Origin of the sequence: Microcystis aeruginosa NIES-2549, assembly GCF_000981785.2 — a bacterium.
Classification (GTDB): domain Bacteria; phylum Cyanobacteriota; class Cyanobacteriia; order Cyanobacteriales; family Microcystaceae; genus Microcystis; species Microcystis aeruginosa_C.
In genome coordinates, this window is the sequence record NZ_CP011304.1 from 960,889 (window position 1) to 978,234 (window position 17,346).

The window sequence follows — 17,346 nt, forward strand, 5'->3', positions numbered from 1 at the left end:
GGTTATTGGGTCTAGTATCGGCGATAACAGAACGGGGATCAAGCCTTAGCTCGATAGAATTGATGAATACAGGTTCAATTAAGACAGAAAAGATAGGCCAATTGATTCCCGACTCAAAACCACTCTTTCCACAAGACTATAAAAAAATTTAATCTTTTACACCGCCCGACTGGGCAAAACAAAAAGCACAACATTGCCAACGCTCAAGCTCTCCTGAGGGAGTGGGAGACTGACAACGAGGACAAATCGGCCAAGATCGGGTCCGGTGAACTATTTTCTGGCTCCAACTCTCTAAACTGTCCGGTTGCTGGGGATTTTCCGGCGGTTTTTCCGGGGTGACATAACTAGGATGATCTCTCAGGGAATTAGGCGCGATCGCTTCTGGGGGAATTAACTGACTATCTTGCTGCCAACGGGCAGCAGAAAAGCGGATATCGCTCAGGGGAGTCTCTAACTGACTATTAAGCCGTTTTAATAAGCTATAGCGTTGTAAAGACAATTCCTGTGCTAAAGCGGCGCTACTGGTAGCCACCGATAAAACCCCACGATTGAGGGAAAAAGGCCGGGTTTGCTCGAGCAGACGGGGATTAATAATTTTTGGCCATAATTGCAGCACTTGATCATAGTGGCGATATTCTTCCCAACCCCCCTGTTGAGTAATAGCCGCCAAAATTTTGTCAAGAGAATGTAAAGACATCTGGAAAATCTAGAGAGTACCACGTTAGACTAGGACGAAAAAACCCCCTAACTTTTTAGCATAACCTTTAATACCCCTGCCCTAGTCATCTGCCATGAAATCCGATCGATCCCCATCCTCCCAAGATTTGCCTCTCTCGATCGTCCATCAGCCCAGTTCAGCCATCGATCCCGCTCAGGAACCAGAATACCTAGAAGCTGCTGTCATTAACGTCTATCCCCAAGCTAAAGATATCTTTTTTACCCCTTGGGGTATCGGGGCAATGGCGATCTTTTTAATTGCTAATAGTCTCCTCTCTCTCAATCAATGGTTAACCAACACCACCGCTACCCCGAGGAAAGCTGAGAATTCCCCCCGCGAGCAGCACCAAAATAACTCCCGCCACCTCGATCGATTGATAGCGATCGCTCGTCCAGTACAGAAAACCCCTCAAACCAGTCCGATCGCTAATATTCCCGCTCCTCCCCTTAAAACCAGTCCGATCGCTAACATTCCCGCCCCACCGGTGGTTCAGCCTCCCCCCAGCGCTGTCAATCTGACTAACGCCCTCTTACCCCCGAATCCGCCACCGTCCCTGATGCCGGCCCATCAATTACCCGTCAGTAAGATCGAGCAATCTTTACCCGTCGCCCCCCCGGACCCCGCTACCCCGCCCGTATCTTCCCTAGTTTCCGCACCACCGCCACCACCGCCCCAAGTCACCCCCGTCCCCTCTCCGGCGGTCATTAACGAACGAATGTTAGAGGAATTGCGCCAAAGAGAAGAATCACCCGCTAATTTACCCTTTTTTCAACGGGAAAAAGCCCGTCGCTTGGCCAATCAAAACCCACAGGATGCGGCGGAGTTAATGAAACAGTTACCGCCAGAATTACAAGTAGCCCCTTCTCCCAGTAGTCCGCCACCTTCAGAAACAGCCGATCCCTCCCAGTCCCCCGTCCCTAGTTCTATCATTATTGATAGGAGCGGCACTTCGGTAAACTATTAGGGTTGGTATCGGGAGGACGGCAATGGGTTTGTTAGATCGCATGGGCCAAGCAATTCGCGCCCAAGTCAATAGTCTGATTCAGGAAAATCAAGATCCAGAAAAACTGCTGGAAAAGGCGATCTTGGAGATGGAAGGGGAATTGATCCAAATGCGACAAGCCCTGGCGGCAGCCGTCGCTACCCAGAAACGCACCGAGCGCCAACGACAACAACAGGAAAAAGCCGCCCAAACTTGGCACGAACGCGCCCAATTAGCCCTACATCACGGTAACGAGGAACTCGCCCGCCAAGCTCTCAGCCAATGGCAAACCTATCAAAGTCAGATCGCCCCCCTACAAACCTCCCTGCAACAACAGACGGCTATTATACAAAAATTAAAGAAAGAACTCTTGACAATTGAACGCAAATATGCTGAGATGAAAGCACAGAAAAGCCTTTATGTGGCCAGATTGCGATCGGCGAGCGCCAGTCAAAAAGCCCAAGAAATTATGGGCAGTTTGAACAGCAGTCAGATGGGGACTATTTTCGAGAAATTAGAAGCAAAAGTCTTAGAAGCCGAATCCCAAGCCGATTTAATCGGGTATAAAGACCCCTTAGAGCGACAATTCCAAGATTTGGAGGGACAAAAACAAATTGAAGCGGAATTACTCAAGTTAAAACAAGAAAACTTGGATGGGTGATGTGGGGTGTGGGGTGTAGGGTGTGGGGTGTGGGGAGAAAAAAGCGTTCGACAAAAGCTCACGCCGAAGTCTGTCTCCTGACTCTTGACTCCTAACTCCTATCGCCTATCCTAGCTCCCGTGGTTTATATTAGAGAATGAGCCGTTAGGCAAGATGGGAAATTTTAAGAACAGTTAACTGATTTAGTACACACCGAGAGGAACAAGAGCGTCATGGGTTTATTCGATCGCCTTAGCCGAGTTGTCCGAGCTAACCTCAATGATATGGTGAGCAAGGCTGAAGATCCAGAAAAAATGCTGGAACAAGCTGTCAGTGAGATGCAAGAGGATCTAGTACAGGTACGTCAAGCGGTTGCTAGAGCGATCGCTGAACAACGACAAACGGAACAAAAATACAGTAAAGACCAGTCAGAAGCCAATAAATGGGAACAAAGGGCCAAATTAGCCCTTTCTAAAGGGGATGAAAATCTCGCCAGGGAAGCTCTTAAACGCAAGAAAGATTGCACGGAAACCGCCGCCATTCTCAAAAATCAACTGGATCAGCAAACGGTACAGGTAGATAGTCTGAGAAAAAACTTGATCGCGCTCGAAAGTAAGATTTCTGAGGCAAAAACCAAGAAAAATATGTTAGTAGCTCGCTCCAGAGCCGCAAAAGCTAACGAACAAGTCCAAAAAACCCTCGGCAGTATCAATACCAGTAGTTCCGTGGCTGCTTTTGAGCGCATGGAAGAAAAAGTTATGCAGTTAGAAGCTAGTAGTCAAGCTTACGCTGAAATCACTCAGACGGGCATCGAAAATCAATTCGCCGCACTAGAATCAGGTAGCGATGTGGAGGATGAATTAGCACTGCTAAAAGCACAAATGTCCGGGGGAGCATTACCCGGTACAGCTTCTAGTCAACCCACTTTACCCCAAGCAACCACCGTCAGGGATTCGGTAGTGGATGCAGAATTAGAGGAATTGCGATCGAAGTTAAAAGAACTGTAAAACTTTGAGAGCGTCGAGACGTACTATCTACGGTACGTCTCTATTTATTAATTTTGTTGTTGAGATAGGGAATAAGCTAAAACGCATTTTAACCGCCTATCCTTAGATTAGTTCTCTCCTCCGACGTCGGGGTAGGGTTGATTCATGAATCAACCCTACTATGAATCAACCCTACTATGAATCAACCCTACTATGAATCAACCCTACTATGAATTAACCCTAACATGAATTAACCCTAACATGAATCAACCCTACTATGAATTAACCCTACTATGAATTAACCCTAGGGGCAAGGGGGGGTGTTGCCTCTTGGCTCATCTCAACAAGCAATTTAAATACTTAACATCTTCTTAATTGCTACTCATAATTAACCATCACTATTATGCGGGATGATTTATCTAATTTACGCTCCTCAATTATCGAAGTAATTGCCTTACAAAAAAGAGCCGAGCAACAGTACAACCAAGCACAAGCTGAGGTTTTAAAATGGCAAGAAAGAGTTAAACTCGCCCTAGATAAAGGTGATGAGTCTCTGGCACAAGAAGCTAATATAAAGAAAAAACATCACATTAATACCGCAAATATTATTAAAAATCAACTGGAAAAACTGAATATCCAAGTTGATAAACTGAAAGAAAAATTGCCGATTTTAGAAAGAAAGATTAACGAAAAAAGTATCGGCAGTATAGATACTATTTACCCTTCAGCTTTTGAGCGCATGGAAGCAAAATTTATGCAGTTAGAATCCAGTAGTCAAGCGATTGGTGAATTGAGTCCTAGCGACATGGAACGGGGGTTCTTCTAGATTCTGTGTGATAAGTTTAACTTACTATATGATCGATCGATCTTTGTGTCCTTTGTGTCTCTGTGGTTCGTTCCACTCACTGCCCCAAGACTGTATCTTAGAATACATTTTACCCACCAAACCTGGGAGAGCCGAACGGGTATTCGTTGGACTAGAAGCGAGTAGCGATGTGGATGATGAATTAGCACTGCTAAAAGCACAAATGTTACTGGGTAAAACTGCCTATCCACCTACCGTCAGGGATTCGGTAGTGGATGCAGAATTAGAGGAATTGCGATCGAAGTTAAAAGAACTGTAAAACTTTGAGATTGTCGAGACGTATTACAGCCCGTCTCATCAATATGAAGTATAACTTAATCTGGTATCTACGAGCGAAGAGCGGCTAATCTTAAGCGTTTTGGCGTTTCCCAGAACAAAAACTTTGTACCTCATCATTAGAAAAAAATCCCCAAGCAATGCCGCTCAAAACCCTTTAATTCTGAAGATAATCCTAAGATTCAGCCCGAAAAAGAGCCAGAAAGGTGAGGATAGCTAGGATGGAAGTGAAAAGCAATTTTGACTCGAAATTATCCCAAGGGATCGATCGCATTTAACGAAACCCTTACCCTAACAGCATAAGACAAGAGAAGGACTTATTAAGGAGAAACCCAGCCATGAAAATCGGCGTAATCAAAGAAAGTGACCAAGGCGAGGCGCGGGTGGCGCTAGTGCCGGATACCGTCGCCCGTTTAGTCAAGGCGGGATTTGAGGTAATTGTCCAAAATGGGGCGGGAATTAGCGCTAACTTTGCCGATAGTGCCTATAGTGCCGTGGGTGCTGCCCTGAGCGAAAACAGCGAATATATCTATGAAACTGCCGATATTATTCTCAAAGTCGTCCCTCCTAGCGATAGCGAGATCGATCGCCTGAAAGGTGGCGGTATCCTCATCGGCTTTCTCGATCCCCTGCGTCAACCCCGGCGCATTGCCAAATTAGCCGATCGCGGAATAACCGCTTTGAGCATGGAATTAATTCCCCGCAGTAGTCGCGCCCAGAGCATGGATGCCCTCTCCTCTCAGGCTAACCTCGCCGGTTACAAAGCGGTACTCCTCGCCGCCGTTGAGCTGCCGAAAATGTTCCCGATGATGACTACCGCCGCCGGTACGATCGCCCCCGCCAAAGTGCTGGTATTGGGGGCAGGAGTTGCTGGATTGCAAGCTTGCGCTACCGCCCGCCGTTTGGGGGCAGTGGTGGAGGCTTTTGATATTCGTCCCCAAGTCAAAGAAGAAGTACAGAGTGTCGGGGCGAAATTTATTGAAATGCCCCTAGAAGAAGATACCGTCGCCGATAACGGTTATGCCAAAGAGGTTTCTCTTAGCACACAGGAGCGCATTTGTCAAGCCCTAACGGAACCAATTAAGCGGGCTGATGTGGTGATCACCACGGCCCAAGTACCGGGGAAACAGGCCCCGCTGCTAGTCACCAAAGAAATGATCGCCACCATGAAACCGGGGTCGGTAATCGTTGATTTAGCGGCGGAACAGGGCGGAAATTGCGCCTACACCCAACCGGGACGAGAAATCATCGAAAATGGGGTAAAAATCGTCGGAGCCGTTAATCTTCCTGCCACAGTGGCCACCAATGCCAGCCAGATGTACGCCAAAAACCTGCAAATGCTGCTACAGCTTCTAGTCAGCAAAGAGGGCAGTTTAAACCTCGATTTTGCCGATGACATCATTGATAGTGCCTGTGTCACCCACGCTGGCGAAATCCGCAACCAACGCATTAAATCCGCCCTCAGTGAACAGTTATCAGCTTTTTAGCTATCAGGATTCAGGAGGCAGGAGTCAGGAGTCAGGAGGCAGTATTCTCCCCACACCCCACACCCCACACCCCACACCCCACACCCCACACCCCACTTCCCCAATCCCCAAACCCTATCCCCTATTTCTTTAACCAATGACTGCCCAACTTTTAACCGCTTTAGTGGTATTTGTCCTCGCTTCCTTTGTCGGTTTCGAGGTGATCAATAAAGTCCCTCCCACTCTCCATACACCCCTGATGTCGGGAGCCAATGCAATTTCAGGTATCGCCGTTGTCGGTGCGCTCCTCATCGCCGGAGGCACGGATTGGCACGAATTAACCGTAATTTTAGGGTTAATTGCCGTTATTTTGGCGATGGTTAACGTGGTCGGTGGTTTTGTCGTTACCGATCGAATGCTGCAAATGTTCAAGAAAAAAGAGGCTAAATCATGAATAATGCCCTTATCACAGGGATCGAGTTATCCTATCTACTCGCCGCCATTTTATTTATCATCGGTCTTAAACAATTATCTTCCCCCGCTACCGCCCGTCAAGGCAATTTTCTGGCTGCCATCGGGATGCTAATCGCCGTTATTGCCACCTTAATCAATCAAGAAATCCTCAGCTATGGTTTAATCGCCGTGGCGTTGGTGATTGGCTCAATTATCGGCCTGGTTTCGGCGCAAAAAGTCCCGATGACGGCTATGCCCCAAATGGTGGCGATTTTTAACGGTTTAGGCGGTGCTGCCAGTGCTTTAATTGCCATGGGCGAATATTGGCGTTTACTGCAAAGTGGTGAAAATATTGCCTTTGACTCGATACTGATCGCTATTTTGGGTATATTGATCGGTGGTGTCACTTTTACCGGTAGTGTCCTCGCTTTTGCCAAATTACAGGAATTAATCAGTGGCGCGCCCGTAACTTTTCCTTTCCAACAACCCTTTAACATTCTCTTGCTACTCACCTTTTTAGGGGGTAGTGTCTATCTCTTTTTTGATCCCACCTCGATCGATGTTTTCCTGACCTTGGTGGCACTTTCCCTAATTTTCGGGGCTTTATTCGTGCTTCCCATCGGCGGCGGCGATATGCCCGTGGTTATCTCCCTCTTAAACTCTTTTTCGGGACTTGCCGCCAGCGTGGTCGGTTTTATCCTGATGAATAGTATGCTGATCATCGCCGGTGCTTTGGTGGGTGCGTCGGGGATTATCCTGACTCAGATCATGTGTAAAGCCATGAATCGATCGCTGGCTAGTGTACTATTTGGGGCATTTGGTACAGGTGCTAGTGCCGGAGGCGAAGCGAGCGCCACTTCTAGCCTTGATAAATCGGTTCATGCTATTGATTCAGAAGAAGGGGCAATGATGCTCGGTTATGCGCGTTCTGTGGTGATTGTACCCGGTTACGGCATGGCGGTGGCCCAAGCACAACACGCAGTGCGAGAATTGGCTGAACAGTTGGAAAAAAATGGCGTTGAGGTTAAATATGCTATTCACCCCGTGGCGGGAAGAATGCCCGGTCACATGAATGTATTACTGGCCGAAGCTAATGTTCCCTATCCGCAACTCTACGATATGGATGATATTAATCCTGAGTTTGAGCGCGTCGATGTGGCCTTAATTATTGGGGCGAATGATGTGGTTAACCCCGCTGCCCGTCACGATAAAGCTAGTCCGATTTATGGAATGCCAATCCTCGACGTGGATAAGGCACAGCACACGATCGTGATTAAGCGCAGTATGCGATCGGGTTTTGCCGGGGTAGAAAACGAATTATTCTACAATCCCAAAACCTTTATGCTCTTTGGTAGCGCTCAAGATGTGGTAGCACAATTAGTATCACAAGTCAAGGATTTGTCATAATTCTTAACAAATGGGACGGGGTTTTCACCCCGTCTTTTTTTTATCTGATTTTTCAGAGTTTAAAGATAATCAAGAACTAATTCCCCTTTGCTCACTTTTTCGGTAATTAAAGTTCTGACTAACTCTAATTCTTCCAGGGTCACTTTACCATCAGACCTCATAGCTAGGGCGATTCTTTCCCTTTCCCCTTGAGTGATCACGCCATCAACACTAGCCTGTTCGATAATAGCTCGCAACTTTTCTAGTTCCTGATGTTCTTCTGCGGTTAATTCTACTTGATTAGGACGAGATATTTCCATAAAAATTTCTCCTTGAGTGATCAATACAAACTTGATAATTTTTTTCTAAGTAGTAGAAGGCATGGCAGTTATCCCCAGTCAGGATCAGGAATTACGGACGATGCCTAATCAGTTTACACTTCATATTTGCTCGGAAACCCTCTCAACAAATACTTTTGTATTAAAAACATTAATAAAGCTGAGAGCCTTGACTATTGCCTCTGGTCTATTCCCTTGCCTCACGGTTAACTTTAATTTTGTTCGACCACTTAGAGTTTGCCAATACATTATAGCAGTTATCTTAATGGTGAGAGACAGGCTGTAGTATAACTTTGTCTCTTTGTGCTTGAGGAAAAAAAGCTGTCTTGTCCCCTCCAGAATCGAGGTTAATTTAATCTAATTCTACCCCCAAGGCTCGCAATTTTGCCTCTAGTATTTGCCCTCGTTGTTCATCGGTTTCTGCCCGTTTTTGCACTTGCTTGAGTTTCTTTCCTAACTCTACAAAAGTCAAAAATCCCTCGCCATCCGGTTGACAAATCTGACAATCTTCTGCGGATAAAAGAGGGCTAACCCAATTATCCATCACTTCGATAATTTCTAGGTTAGACTTCCTCGCTTGCCAACCACTAAGATGATTGCGAACGGTATCGTAAAGATAAGTACCTAAGCAAAATTAATTACACATTTCGATAAAGCTTTTGCCTTTTGCCTCTTGCCTTTTGCCTATCTTCACTAGGAAATTTATTTTGCACGACTACTTAGTATTCCAAGACTCCGTATTTCTGATAGACATCTAACTTTTTGATCATTTCTTTCCAAGGGCCGTATGAGGAGAAATTCTCATGTACGGTTCCGAATAGGAGGGGATGGGGGCGACTCTATTCTCGACCCCTAATAATTTCCCTGTTATTATCATTTTTATCTAGCCGACGGCTGACTGCTTCAAGATCACTGATCACTAAAATCACCGCGACGTTGGATCAGGTCTGAGGGGCTAAGATTGGAGACGAAATTGCGGAAAGCTTGACGTTCCTCTTCATCTGCGTCACGATCAACAGGAATAGAAGCCGAAGCGATCACTTCTTCCATTACCCAGACAGGACTGTTGGTACGCAGGGCAATAGCGATCGCATCACTGGGACGACAATCGATTTCTTTTTTGACTTCGCCGCGCTGGAGACAGAGGACAGCATAAAAAGTATTATCTTGGAGAGAATGGATGATAATCTTTTCTAAATCCATGTCCCAAGCTTTAAAAATATTAGCGATCAAATCGTGGGTGAGGGGACGAGGGGACTTTTGTTGTTCGAGGACGGTCATAATGGCCTTAGCCTGATCTTGTCCGATGTAGATAGGTAGGGCGCGACGCTCGGAACCATCCTTCAGCAGTACAATGGGACTGCGAGTGATAGCGTCTAGGGCAATTCCAGCGACTTTCATTTCGATCATGACTATGGCTTCTCCAAGATAGAGATTCAGCTAGGGAAGGAGTGGGAAAGCAACCTGAATAATATAGTGCTTCGTTACACTCACAGTATGCCCTAAGATGGCAGAGATTAGCCTCATCTTTAATGAAAAAAATACATCAGCTGCCGTCAGGCTTGAATCAGTGATCAGTAATCAGTAATCAGTAATCAGTATTCTCCGAGTCGGGAGTCAGTATTCAGGAGATTGCTTTTATTTATTCTCCCCACACCCTACACCCTACACCCCACACCCTACACCCTACACCCTACACCCCACACCCCAAATAAATTACTTAATTTGTGCTATGATAATAGTTTTGGGATAAATTTAAATAGGAGCAGACCGTCTGTATGTCTCGTTATAGAGGACCGCGCTTGCGCGTTGTGCGTCGTTTAGGGGAATTACCGGGCCTAACCCGTAAAAATGCCCGTCGTGCCTATGCACCCGGGCAACATGGCCAGGCCCGCAAAAAACGTTCAGAATATGCCATTCGTCTAGAAGAAAAACAAAAACTGCGTTTTAACTACGGTGTCAGCGAAAAACAATTAGTTCGCTATGTCCGCAAAGCTCGCCGGGCTACTGGTTCCACCGGTCAGGTGCTGCTGCAACTCTTAGAAATGCGTCTGGATAATACCGTTTTCCGTCTCGGTATGGCTGGGACAATTCCGGGGGCGCGACAATTAGTCAATCACGGTCACGTCACCGTTAACGGTAGAGTTGTGGATATTGCCAGTTATCAGTGCCGTCCGGGTGATGTGATTGGAGTTAGAAATCAAGAGCGTTCCCAAGATCTAGTCAAAAGAAATATGGAATACCCCGGTTTAGCCAACCTGCCGAGTCATTTGGAATTTGACAAAAACACCCTTGTGGGCAAAGTGAATGGCGTTGTGGAAAGAGAATGGATTGCCCTCTCGATTAATGAACTGTTAGTAGTGGAATACTACTCTCGGAAAGTCTAGGAAAAAAGCCTTTTCCAGATACCTTGAGGACGCAATTGGCAGCGTCCTTATTTTATTGGTTAAATTTAGTGTTTTTGATTGTATATAGGGCTGGCTAATACTAAATCCTGTTTAAAAGTGATAGGTCAGAGTCAGTCAAAAATGGCTCCTTGAGAAGGTATCTGGCTCTTTTGGGTTTGGTGGGTAAAATGTATTCTAAGATAAGGTCTTGCCAGCGGGGGAGTGGAACGAACCACAAAGACACAAAGGACACAAAGATTGATCGCTCCTATATACGTTAAACTTATCACACAAAGAATAAGAGAGCCAGTATCTGTATGGAGTGAAACTTATCATCGTCAATGTTACTGACTGCTTGATACCTCCCCTGAACGGTTACAGTTAAGAGAGTAGTCCGTTAGCACCCACTTCTAAATGGGATATTATCAACATGAAAACTAAATTATCTCAGCTTTATGAAACTGATTTTAATTTGTGGCTTGAGCAAACCGTAAATCACTTAAAAAAGGGCAATTTACAAGCCCTTGATTTAGATAACTTAATCGAAGAAATATCCGATATGGGACGTAATAATAGACGGGAGGTATTCAGTCGTTTAAAAGTTCTATTGATCCACTTACTTAAATGGCAATATCAACCGGAAAAACGGACTAATAGCTGGATAAATACCATTGATGAGCAAAGAGAACAATTAGAGCTTATTTTAAGGGATAGTCCTAGCTTAAAACCCTATTTAGCCGATATTTTCGCAGAATGTTATCAAAAAGCAGTGCGAGGGATGGTAAATGAAACTAATTTACCAAAAGAAACTTTTCTGGTTGATTGTCCTTTTAGCCAAGAACCGGTTTTAAATTGGGATTATCTTCCTGAAAATAGCTTTTGAACAATAGATATAAGTACCTAAGCAAAATTAATTACACATATCTAACTACCTTTTGCCTTTTGCCTTTTGCCTTTTGCCTATCCTAACCAAGAAGTTAATTTTGTCCTATTACTTAGCAGTTTTATGATAAAATTGCCCTGCTGTCAAGACTGATTTTTTTCTTGCCAAATAGCTAAAGCCATTTGATGAACAAATCGCCAAGGTAGATGATGCTGACGGGCAATAGCGGCACAATCTTCGTATTCTGGTTGTACGGTAATCGGTTGATTAATTGACTCTTTGTAGGCAACTTTTAGCCGAATTTGGCCATAGACAGTATCGATCAATTGTATTTCTCTTTTTAAGATCGATCGCTCTTGAATTGTCCTTCTAATGCCTAAAGTTGTGGTTTCCTGAAAGATCATATTTTCACAAATAGCAATTTTATCCAAGGCACAAATTACTGTCAAAAGTATTCCCAAACGGGATTTTTTCATAGTAATTGCTTGACTAAATACATCCAAAGCACCCACTTGTAATAAAGACTCGCTTAAGTAGGCGATCGCTTGCGGATTTAAGTCATCAATTTGAGTTTCTAAAACTGCCACAGTTTCGCTTTCATCTAGCTTTTCTGGTGTTTTTTTCCCTAACCAAAGCCGGACAAGATTGGGAATCGGTAAATCTTTTGTACCTGCCCCTAAACCGACCTTTTCTAACTGCATTTCCGGCGGTTTACCGAAACTTTTAGCTAAAGTTGTCACAATAGCTGCCCCCGTGGGTGTTACTAACTCCGCTTCGATGCCATTACTATAAATTGTGACTTGTCGCTGGCTGAACAATTGTACTACTGCTGGCACGGGAACTGGTAAACGACCATGGGCGGCCTGAACTGTACCGCCGCCGGTGGGTAGAGAAGAACAGTATAATTCACTCACCGATAGCCAGTCCAAACCCAAACAAGTCCCGACGATATCAATAATGGCATCGGTTGCCCCGACTTCGTGAAAATGCACTTTTTCCGGCGCGATCCCGTGAACGGCTCCTTCTGCGATCGCAAGTTGTTGAAAAACCGCTAAACTCCATTCTTGGACTTTCTGGGGTAAATTTGCCTGTTTAATTAAATTTTCAATCTCCGGTAAATGACGAGCGGGGGTATGATGATGATGGTGGTGATGATCAGCGGACTTCTCGGCAGTGACATCGACGTGAACCTTAGTAGCAATTTGACCGCGACGATGCACTTTTTCGGCTCTTAACTGATATTCATCCTCAATTCCTAAAGTTTTTAGTTGTGCAATCAGGTATTCTAAGGGGACTCCTAAATCTACTAACGCCCCTAAACACATATCCCCGGCAATTCCCGTGGGACAATCCCAATAGGCGACGATTTTGCTATCATGGCTACTATTTACTCTCTCCATCCCGAAAATCCCCAACAACGTTCTATCCAAGAAATCTGTCATGCCCTGAAAAACGGGGCAATTATGCTTTATCCTACCGATACCGTCTATGCGATCGGTTGCGATCTCAATGTGAAATCCGCCGTCGAACGAGTTCGCCAAATCAAGCAACTATCTAATGATAAACCCTTGACGTTTCTCTGTTCTTCTTTGTCGAATATTTCTGAGTACGCAGTGGTCAGCGATTATGCCTATAAGATTATGCGACGAGTCATACCCGGTCCCTACACTTTTCTCTTACCGGCGACTAAATTAGTGCCGAAAGTGGTGATGAATCCGAAGCGGAAAACTACCGGTATCCGGGTTCCCGATCACGTTATCTGTCGCACTATTATCGAAACCCTAGAAAATCCCATTATCTCTAGTTCTGCCCATCTTCCCGATGAGGAGGGAGATTTTCCCACCAAGGGATTAGAATCCGCTAGGTTATTCGATGCCCTCGATCATATAGTTGATTTAATTATCGAAGATGGTTCGGCTCCCGGTTCGGAAGTGTCAACCATTGTTGATTTTACCGGCGATCAACCGGAGATTGTGCGTCAAGGTTTGGGTTGGCCGGAATTACAACAATGGTTATAACGAAGGCAAAAGGCAAAAGGCAAAAGGCAAAAGGCAAAAGGCAAAAGGCAAAAGGCAGCTTTGTTCTCCCCACACCCCACACCCCACACCCCACACCCCACACCCCACACCCCACACCCCACAACTTCCCACTGATAACTGATAACTGATAACTGTATCGGTTATTGCGACTTTTTATTTCCTGAAAACCGCCTTGTGGAAGTCAAGTTAGTTGCTTAAGATGGAGATAATCGCAGTCAGAGAAAACCTCTCAAGGAAATTATTACTATGGCTTTCACTCTTTATTCTCCCTTCCTAGAAATTAATTCTGTCCAACGTCAAATCGATCAACTTTTTCAAGAAGTATTACCGACAACTTTATCGGTATCTCGTCCCCCGGTGGAAATCTCTGTTAACGAGGATTCCGTGGAATTAAAAATCGAATTACCCGGTGTGGATATTAAAGATATCGATGTGGAGGTTAGCAAACAAATGGTGGCTATTAATGGGCAACGTCAACGCCCTGCCGAGGTGGAAAACAGCGAATTTTATTATGGTAAATTTAGTCGCTTGATTACCCTGCCAGTGGAGGTGCAAAATAGCCAAGTTACCGCTAACTATCAAAACGGTATTCTTTCTCTCACCCTCCCGAAAGCGGTGGCAGAAAAAAATAAAGTGGTGAAAGTTAATCTTGGTTAGATGAGAAAAAGACTGGAGAAATTCTCCAGTCTTTGGTTTTATTTGCAGTCGCTAACTGTTAATGGGATTCTTTGCCATTTAGGTTGACGGGACGGGGCTGAATAACACCAAAACCGCCGTGATTGCGTTGATAGATAACGTTGATTTCGTTCGTGTCTTTGTTGCAGAACATAAAGAAATCGTGATCGACTAATTGCAATTGTGTTAGTGCCTCCTCAATAGTCATCGGTGGCATGGCAAAGTATTTCATCCGCACTACTTCCGCAGGTAATTCGGGAGTGCGATCACCAATTAGGCTATCATCTAAGGGTTTCTCTTGCACCACCTCGCTAGTTTTAACGGTGGCGTGGGTGCGATGATCCACCAATCTTTCTTTATACTTGCGGAGTTGACGAGCGATTTTATCAGAAACTAAATCAATACTTGCGTACAAATTTTCGCTTCCTTCTTGAGCGCGAATCACTGTTCCATTAGCATAAACCGTCACTTCCGCTTTGTGGCGATCAGGAATGCGTGCATTCTTTTCCACGGAGAGGTGAACATCGACTTTTGTGGTTATGCCGTTAAAATGTTTCACCGCTTTCTCCAGCTTTTGTTCCACATAATCATGAATAGGTTCGGTGACAGCGATATTATTGCCCTGAATCAATAGCTTCATACTCACTACTCCATCTAAAAATTTTGCTATAGACCGTCCACATCAACTATTTTTAAGGGATGTTGATGCTAGGAATTTAATCCTCAAAAACCTGCTCGATCACGCTGTTGTTAGAGGTCACAGTCTAGATATTGTCGGTGTTCTCTTTCTCTTTTTTTTGTCGGATCGCGCGGAAAATTCATCGGGTCGAGCGCCTATTTGCAACTGGATTTATCTACCTCTATTCTAACAAGTTTCTGCAAAGCTTCTCTTAACAGAAGTGCGAAGTTCTGTTAACTTTTATTTAAAGAAACCGATTTTGGCCGCCAGCAAGGGAATCCGGTGATTGTTTCTCCTGTGCGACGGTTAACATCCGAATAGATGGGATATCCTTAGATTAGCACTTAGTATTCTCCCCGACATATATATCTTCCCTTCTTTTAATCTTCCTTTGCGCTCTTTTACATTTCTTAAATATTTTGACAAATCTCGCAATGAATGCTCAAAAAATACCTCGTCTCTGTGGGCTGAAAATTCAGGCAATTACTCCCTATTCTCTGGCCTGGGCGCAACAGCGGTCGCTGGTGGCGGCGAGAATTGCCGATCCCGACTTACCCGATGTGCTGCTGCTGCTGGAACATCCCCCCGTTTACACCCTCGGTACCGGTTCAGATATTAAGTTTATTAAATTTAATCTTGACAAAACCGACAAAGAAGTGCATCGAATCGAGCGAGGAGGGGAAGTCACCTATCACTGTCCGGGGCAGTTAGTGGGCTATCCGATCCTCAATTTGCGCTATTATCAGCAGGATTTACACTGGTATTTGCGACAATTGGAAGAAGTCATCCTGCAAACTATCGCTATTTATGGATTATCAGGGCAAAGAATCGGGGGCTTGACGGGGGTATGGGTAGAAGGGTATAAAATAGCGGCGATCGGTATTAAAGTGAGTCGTTGGATTACCTATCATGGTTTTGCCATCAATGTTTGTCCGGATTTAAGCGGGTTTGCCGAAATTATTCCCTGTGGGATTGCTAATAAACCCGTGGGCAGTTTAGAGCAGTTTCTGCCTAATATTAGTCTTAGGCAAGTACAGCAAGATTTATCGAGGGTTTTCGCCTCAGTTTTCGGTGTGGAATTATTTTCTCTTGACAAGGATTAATATGAGCGATCGCAAAGACCCAGAAAAACTCACCGTGGAAAATAGGGCTGATAACCCCGAAAATAACGGTAAAACCAGTTTATCGGCCCCCGATGCCTCCGAATACGTCTCCTCTTTATCTTCGCGTAATCCCGTGCGTCAGCGCATCCTACTATTAAAAGATCTTCGACCGGGTAACGCGGGGTTACTACTGGCCCCCCTGATGGTGATGACCATCGGCCTCGTCTTTAGCTGGGACTGGTTAGGCTTTTCTGGGGCGATAGTAGCGGTATTAATATCTTTACAGGTGATTTTACCCTCTATTCGCCAGTGGATCGCCCATTATCTCACTCCCTCTGAACGTCAGACGGTTTTCGCTTTTATAGTTTTTATAGCTGCTCTGGCCGGATTAGGGAAATATTTAGGAGTTTACGAGCGCATATTGCGATGGTTAGACAGTTTTAAATACGATGAGTTCGGTTCTTGGGCCGAGTGGGTGGGGGCCTTGGGACAGATTATGATTGCTGTGTTAGCTGTCTATGTGGCCTGGGAACAGTACGTTATTTCTAAGGATTTAACCATACAACAAAATCGCATTACCCAACAACAGACGATCGATTCCTATTTTCAAGGGATTTCCGATCTAGCCTTGGATGAGGAGGGATTTTTAGAAGATTGGCCCCAGGAAAGAGCGATCGCAGAAGGTCGCACCGCTTCTATCCTCAGCAGTGTCGATGCCTCTGGAAAAGCGAAAATACTGCGTTTTTTGAGTCAATCGCGGCTATTATCACCGATTAAACGCGATCGTTATCTGGGCCGACCGATTCTAGACGGGGAAGGGGGTTATGCGGAGGATCGAGAGTTCGGTACAAGAGTAGTACAATTGGGAGTAATGTTAGCGGGGGCCGACATTTCTGGGCAGGATTTGCGCTGGACGGATTTAAGCGAAGCGAATATGGTGCGGGCCGATTTAAGTTATGGCGATTTGGTAAAAGCAAATGTATCGCGAACAATTCTCTACGAAGCTAATTTAAGAGGGGCCGATATCAAAGGGATGCGTTTATTTTATGGTTCCCTAGAAAATGCTACCCCCCGCAGTCGTACCGTTCCCCCCAATTATGACAGAGGAGAACACACGGGAGCAGTGGTAGAAAATGTCAATTTTACCGGGGTGAAAAACATGAGCGAGGAACAACGTCACTATTGTTGTCGTTGGTGTGGGGAAAAGTCCCGCGCAACCATTCCGGGGGGATGTGCTGATATTGCCAATCTTTTGGGTCGTTAACGGAGGCGGTCGGCAGTCCTGATGACAAAGTTGGTACCGCCAAGCATGAGAATATTCTGATTGAGGAATTGGCGTTATTTCAGCTTCTATTTTCCACTCAGTGCCTCTCCTGATATGTAGCCTATACTCAAGGGATTTAGTATTACTTCAGATCTGATTACTCAATCCAAGCTTTTGGGGGGTTCTACCCCCCAAACCCCCCGTTG

Annotated in this window: 20 protein-coding genes; 14 read left to right on the top strand and 6 right to left on the bottom strand. The window is 45.2% G+C overall.

Going from position 1 to position 17,346, the window contains the following annotated elements:
• Window positions 1–148: 148 nt before the first annotated feature.
• Window positions 149–697: a DUF721 domain-containing protein gene (locus myaer_RS04570; protein WP_046661139.1), complete on the bottom strand. Its 549-nt coding sequence runs from the start codon at window positions 695–697 to the stop codon at window positions 149–151.
• Window positions 698–791: 94 nt separating this feature from the next.
• Between myaer_RS04570 and myaer_RS04575 the strand changes: the two genes are divergently transcribed.
• From myaer_RS04575 to myaer_RS04610, 8 genes are all read left to right on the top strand, one after another.
• Window positions 792–1,682 carry a hypothetical protein gene (locus myaer_RS04575; RefSeq protein ID WP_046661140.1) on the top strand — a complete coding sequence of 297 codons (891 nt, stop codon included), beginning with the start codon at window positions 792–794 and terminating at the stop codon, window positions 1,680–1,682.
• A gap of 22 nt (window positions 1,683–1,704) precedes the next feature.
• Window positions 1,705–2,361, top strand: coding sequence for a PspA/IM30 family protein (locus myaer_RS04580; protein WP_046661142.1), 657 nt, complete (start codon window positions 1,705–1,707; stop codon window positions 2,359–2,361).
• A gap of 212 nt (window positions 2,362–2,573) precedes the next feature.
• Window positions 2,574–3,347, top strand: coding sequence for a PspA/IM30 family protein (locus myaer_RS04585; protein WP_046661144.1), 774 nt, complete (start codon window positions 2,574–2,576; stop codon window positions 3,345–3,347).
• Window positions 3,348–3,729: 382 nt separating this feature from the next.
• Window positions 3,730–4,152 carry a PspA/IM30 family protein gene (locus myaer_RS04590; protein WP_080949713.1) on the top strand — a complete coding sequence of 141 codons (423 nt, stop codon included), beginning with the start codon at window positions 3,730–3,732 and terminating at the stop codon, window positions 4,150–4,152.
• 28 nt (window positions 4,153–4,180) lie between these two features.
• Window positions 4,181–4,450, top strand: coding sequence for a hypothetical protein (locus myaer_RS04595; RefSeq protein ID WP_046661146.1), 270 nt, complete (start codon window positions 4,181–4,183; stop codon window positions 4,448–4,450).
• Window positions 4,451–4,805: 355 nt separating this feature from the next.
• A complete protein-coding gene (locus myaer_RS04600) occupies window positions 4,806–5,954 on the top strand; it encodes a Re/Si-specific NAD(P)(+) transhydrogenase subunit alpha (protein WP_046661148.1) in 1,149 nt (382 codons plus the stop codon).
• Between the two features lie 136 nt (window positions 5,955–6,090).
• Window positions 6,091–6,387 (top strand): NAD(P) transhydrogenase subunit alpha, encoded by a 297-nt coding sequence (locus tag myaer_RS04605; protein WP_002733247.1) that lies wholly within the window; start codon window positions 6,091–6,093, stop codon window positions 6,385–6,387.
• Window positions 6,384–7,793, top strand: a complete 1,410-nt coding sequence (locus myaer_RS04610; protein ID WP_008207177.1) for an NAD(P)(+) transhydrogenase (Re/Si-specific) subunit beta — start codon at window positions 6,384–6,386, stop codon at window positions 7,791–7,793. The genes myaer_RS04605 and myaer_RS04610 overlap by 4 nt, the downstream gene beginning before the upstream one ends.
• A 59-nt stretch (window positions 7,794–7,852) precedes the next feature.
• On the opposite strand, the gene myaer_RS04615 is transcribed toward myaer_RS04610, so the two are convergent.
• The 3 genes from myaer_RS04615 to myaer_RS04625 form a co-directional block, all read right to left on the bottom strand.
• Window positions 7,853–8,092 carry a hypothetical protein gene (locus tag myaer_RS04615; RefSeq protein ID WP_046661150.1) on the bottom strand — a complete coding sequence of 80 codons (240 nt, stop codon included), beginning with the start codon at window positions 8,090–8,092 and terminating at the stop codon, window positions 7,853–7,855.
• A 370-nt stretch (window positions 8,093–8,462) separates the two neighbouring features.
• Window positions 8,463–8,654: a hypothetical protein gene (locus tag myaer_RS04620; protein WP_052734161.1), complete on the bottom strand. Its 192-nt coding sequence runs from the start codon at window positions 8,652–8,654 to the stop codon at window positions 8,463–8,465.
• A 365-nt stretch (window positions 8,655–9,019) separates the two neighbouring features.
• Complete coding sequence (locus tag myaer_RS04625) at window positions 9,020–9,520, bottom strand: bifunctional nuclease family protein (protein ID WP_046661152.1); 501 nt, start codon at window positions 9,518–9,520, stop codon at window positions 9,020–9,022.
• 368 nt (window positions 9,521–9,888) lie between these two features.
• Between myaer_RS04625 and rpsD the strand changes: the two genes are divergently transcribed.
• Together rpsD and myaer_RS04640 are read left to right on the top strand one after the other, a co-directional pair.
• Window positions 9,889–10,497 carry a 30S ribosomal protein S4 gene (rpsD, locus tag myaer_RS04635; RefSeq protein ID WP_002737433.1) on the top strand — a complete coding sequence of 203 codons (609 nt, stop codon included), beginning with the start codon at window positions 9,889–9,891 and terminating at the stop codon, window positions 10,495–10,497.
• A 430-nt stretch (window positions 10,498–10,927) separates the two neighbouring features.
• Window positions 10,928–11,380 carry a DUF29 domain-containing protein gene (locus myaer_RS04640; RefSeq protein ID WP_046661153.1) on the top strand — a complete coding sequence of 151 codons (453 nt, stop codon included), beginning with the start codon at window positions 10,928–10,930 and terminating at the stop codon, window positions 11,378–11,380.
• 143 nt (window positions 11,381–11,523) lie between these two features.
• Here the strand turns inward: myaer_RS04640 and larC are convergent, their stop codons facing one another.
• Window positions 11,524–12,780, bottom strand: coding sequence for a nickel pincer cofactor biosynthesis protein LarC (gene larC, locus myaer_RS04650; protein WP_071846416.1), 1,257 nt, complete (start codon window positions 12,778–12,780; stop codon window positions 11,524–11,526).
• Here larC and myaer_RS04655 point away from each other — a divergent pair.
• Together myaer_RS04655 and myaer_RS04665 are read left to right on the top strand one after the other, a co-directional pair.
• The gene (locus tag myaer_RS04655) at window positions 12,757–13,398 is read left to right on the top strand and encodes an L-threonylcarbamoyladenylate synthase (protein ID WP_046661155.1); all 642 of its coding nucleotides are present in this window, start codon (window positions 12,757–12,759) and stop codon (window positions 13,396–13,398) included. The two genes, larC and myaer_RS04655, sit on opposite strands and share 24 nt — an antisense overlap.
• A gap of 267 nt (window positions 13,399–13,665) precedes the next feature.
• Window positions 13,666–14,076, top strand: a complete 411-nt coding sequence (locus myaer_RS04665) for an Hsp20/alpha crystallin family protein (RefSeq protein WP_046661156.1) — start codon at window positions 13,666–13,668, stop codon at window positions 14,074–14,076.
• A gap of 58 nt (window positions 14,077–14,134) precedes the next feature.
• Here the strand turns inward: myaer_RS04665 and hpf are convergent, their stop codons facing one another.
• Window positions 14,135–14,734, bottom strand: a complete 600-nt coding sequence (gene hpf, locus myaer_RS04670) for a ribosome hibernation-promoting factor, HPF/YfiA family (RefSeq protein ID WP_046661157.1) — start codon at window positions 14,732–14,734, stop codon at window positions 14,135–14,137.
• A gap of 473 nt (window positions 14,735–15,207) precedes the next feature.
• On the opposite strand from hpf, the gene lipB reads away from it, so the two are divergent.
• Window positions 15,208–15,876, top strand: coding sequence for a lipoyl(octanoyl) transferase LipB (gene lipB, locus myaer_RS04675; protein WP_046661158.1), 669 nt, complete (start codon window positions 15,208–15,210; stop codon window positions 15,874–15,876).
• Window position 15,877: 1 nt separating this feature from the next.
• Window positions 15,878–17,140: a pentapeptide repeat-containing protein gene (locus tag myaer_RS04680; protein ID WP_046661159.1), complete on the top strand. Its 1,263-nt coding sequence runs from the start codon at window positions 15,878–15,880 to the stop codon at window positions 17,138–17,140.
• Window positions 17,141–17,346 lie beyond the last annotated feature (206 nt).

Bases quoted from the DNA above. Each gene is read 5' to 3' on its own strand.
- myaer_RS04570 (WP_046661139.1), bottom strand. From the start codon at position 697: ATGTCTTTACATTCTCTTGACAAAATTTTGGCGGCTATTACTCAACAG.
- myaer_RS04575 (WP_046661140.1), top strand. From the start codon at position 792: ATGAAATCCGATCGATCCCCATCCTCCCAAGATTTGCCTCTCTCGATC.
- myaer_RS04580 (WP_046661142.1), top strand. From the start codon at position 1,705: ATGGGTTTGTTAGATCGCATGGGCCAAGCAATTCGCGCCCAAGTCAAT.
- myaer_RS04585 (WP_046661144.1), top strand. From the start codon at position 2,574: ATGGGTTTATTCGATCGCCTTAGCCGAGTTGTCCGAGCTAACCTCAAT.
- myaer_RS04590 (WP_080949713.1), top strand. From the start codon at position 3,730: ATGCGGGATGATTTATCTAATTTACGCTCCTCAATTATCGAAGTAATT.
- myaer_RS04595 (WP_046661146.1), top strand. From the start codon at position 4,181: ATGATCGATCGATCTTTGTGTCCTTTGTGTCTCTGTGGTTCGTTCCAC.
- myaer_RS04600 (WP_046661148.1), top strand. From the start codon at position 4,806: ATGAAAATCGGCGTAATCAAAGAAAGTGACCAAGGCGAGGCGCGGGTG.
- myaer_RS04605 (WP_002733247.1), top strand. From the start codon at position 6,091: ATGACTGCCCAACTTTTAACCGCTTTAGTGGTATTTGTCCTCGCTTCC.
- myaer_RS04610 (WP_008207177.1), top strand. From the start codon at position 6,384: ATGAATAATGCCCTTATCACAGGGATCGAGTTATCCTATCTACTCGCC.
- myaer_RS04615 (WP_046661150.1), bottom strand. From the start codon at position 8,092: ATGGAAATATCTCGTCCTAATCAAGTAGAATTAACCGCAGAAGAACAT.
- myaer_RS04620 (WP_052734161.1), bottom strand. From the start codon at position 8,654: ATGGATAATTGGGTTAGCCCTCTTTTATCCGCAGAAGATTGTCAGATT.
- myaer_RS04625 (WP_046661152.1), bottom strand. From the start codon at position 9,520: ATGATCGAAATGAAAGTCGCTGGAATTGCCCTAGACGCTATCACTCGC.
- rpsD (WP_002737433.1), top strand. From the start codon at position 9,889: ATGTCTCGTTATAGAGGACCGCGCTTGCGCGTTGTGCGTCGTTTAGGG.
- myaer_RS04640 (WP_046661153.1), top strand. From the start codon at position 10,928: ATGAAAACTAAATTATCTCAGCTTTATGAAACTGATTTTAATTTGTGG.
- myaer_RS04655 (WP_046661155.1), top strand. From the start codon at position 12,757: ATGGCTACTATTTACTCTCTCCATCCCGAAAATCCCCAACAACGTTCT.
- larC (WP_071846416.1), bottom strand. From the start codon at position 12,780: ATGGAGAGAGTAAATAGTAGCCATGATAGCAAAATCGTCGCCTATTGG.
- myaer_RS04665 (WP_046661156.1), top strand. From the start codon at position 13,666: ATGGCTTTCACTCTTTATTCTCCCTTCCTAGAAATTAATTCTGTCCAA.
- hpf (WP_046661157.1), bottom strand. From the start codon at position 14,734: ATGAAGCTATTGATTCAGGGCAATAATATCGCTGTCACCGAACCTATT.
- lipB (WP_046661158.1), top strand. From the start codon at position 15,208: ATGAATGCTCAAAAAATACCTCGTCTCTGTGGGCTGAAAATTCAGGCA.
- myaer_RS04680 (WP_046661159.1), top strand. From the start codon at position 15,878: ATGAGCGATCGCAAAGACCCAGAAAAACTCACCGTGGAAAATAGGGCT.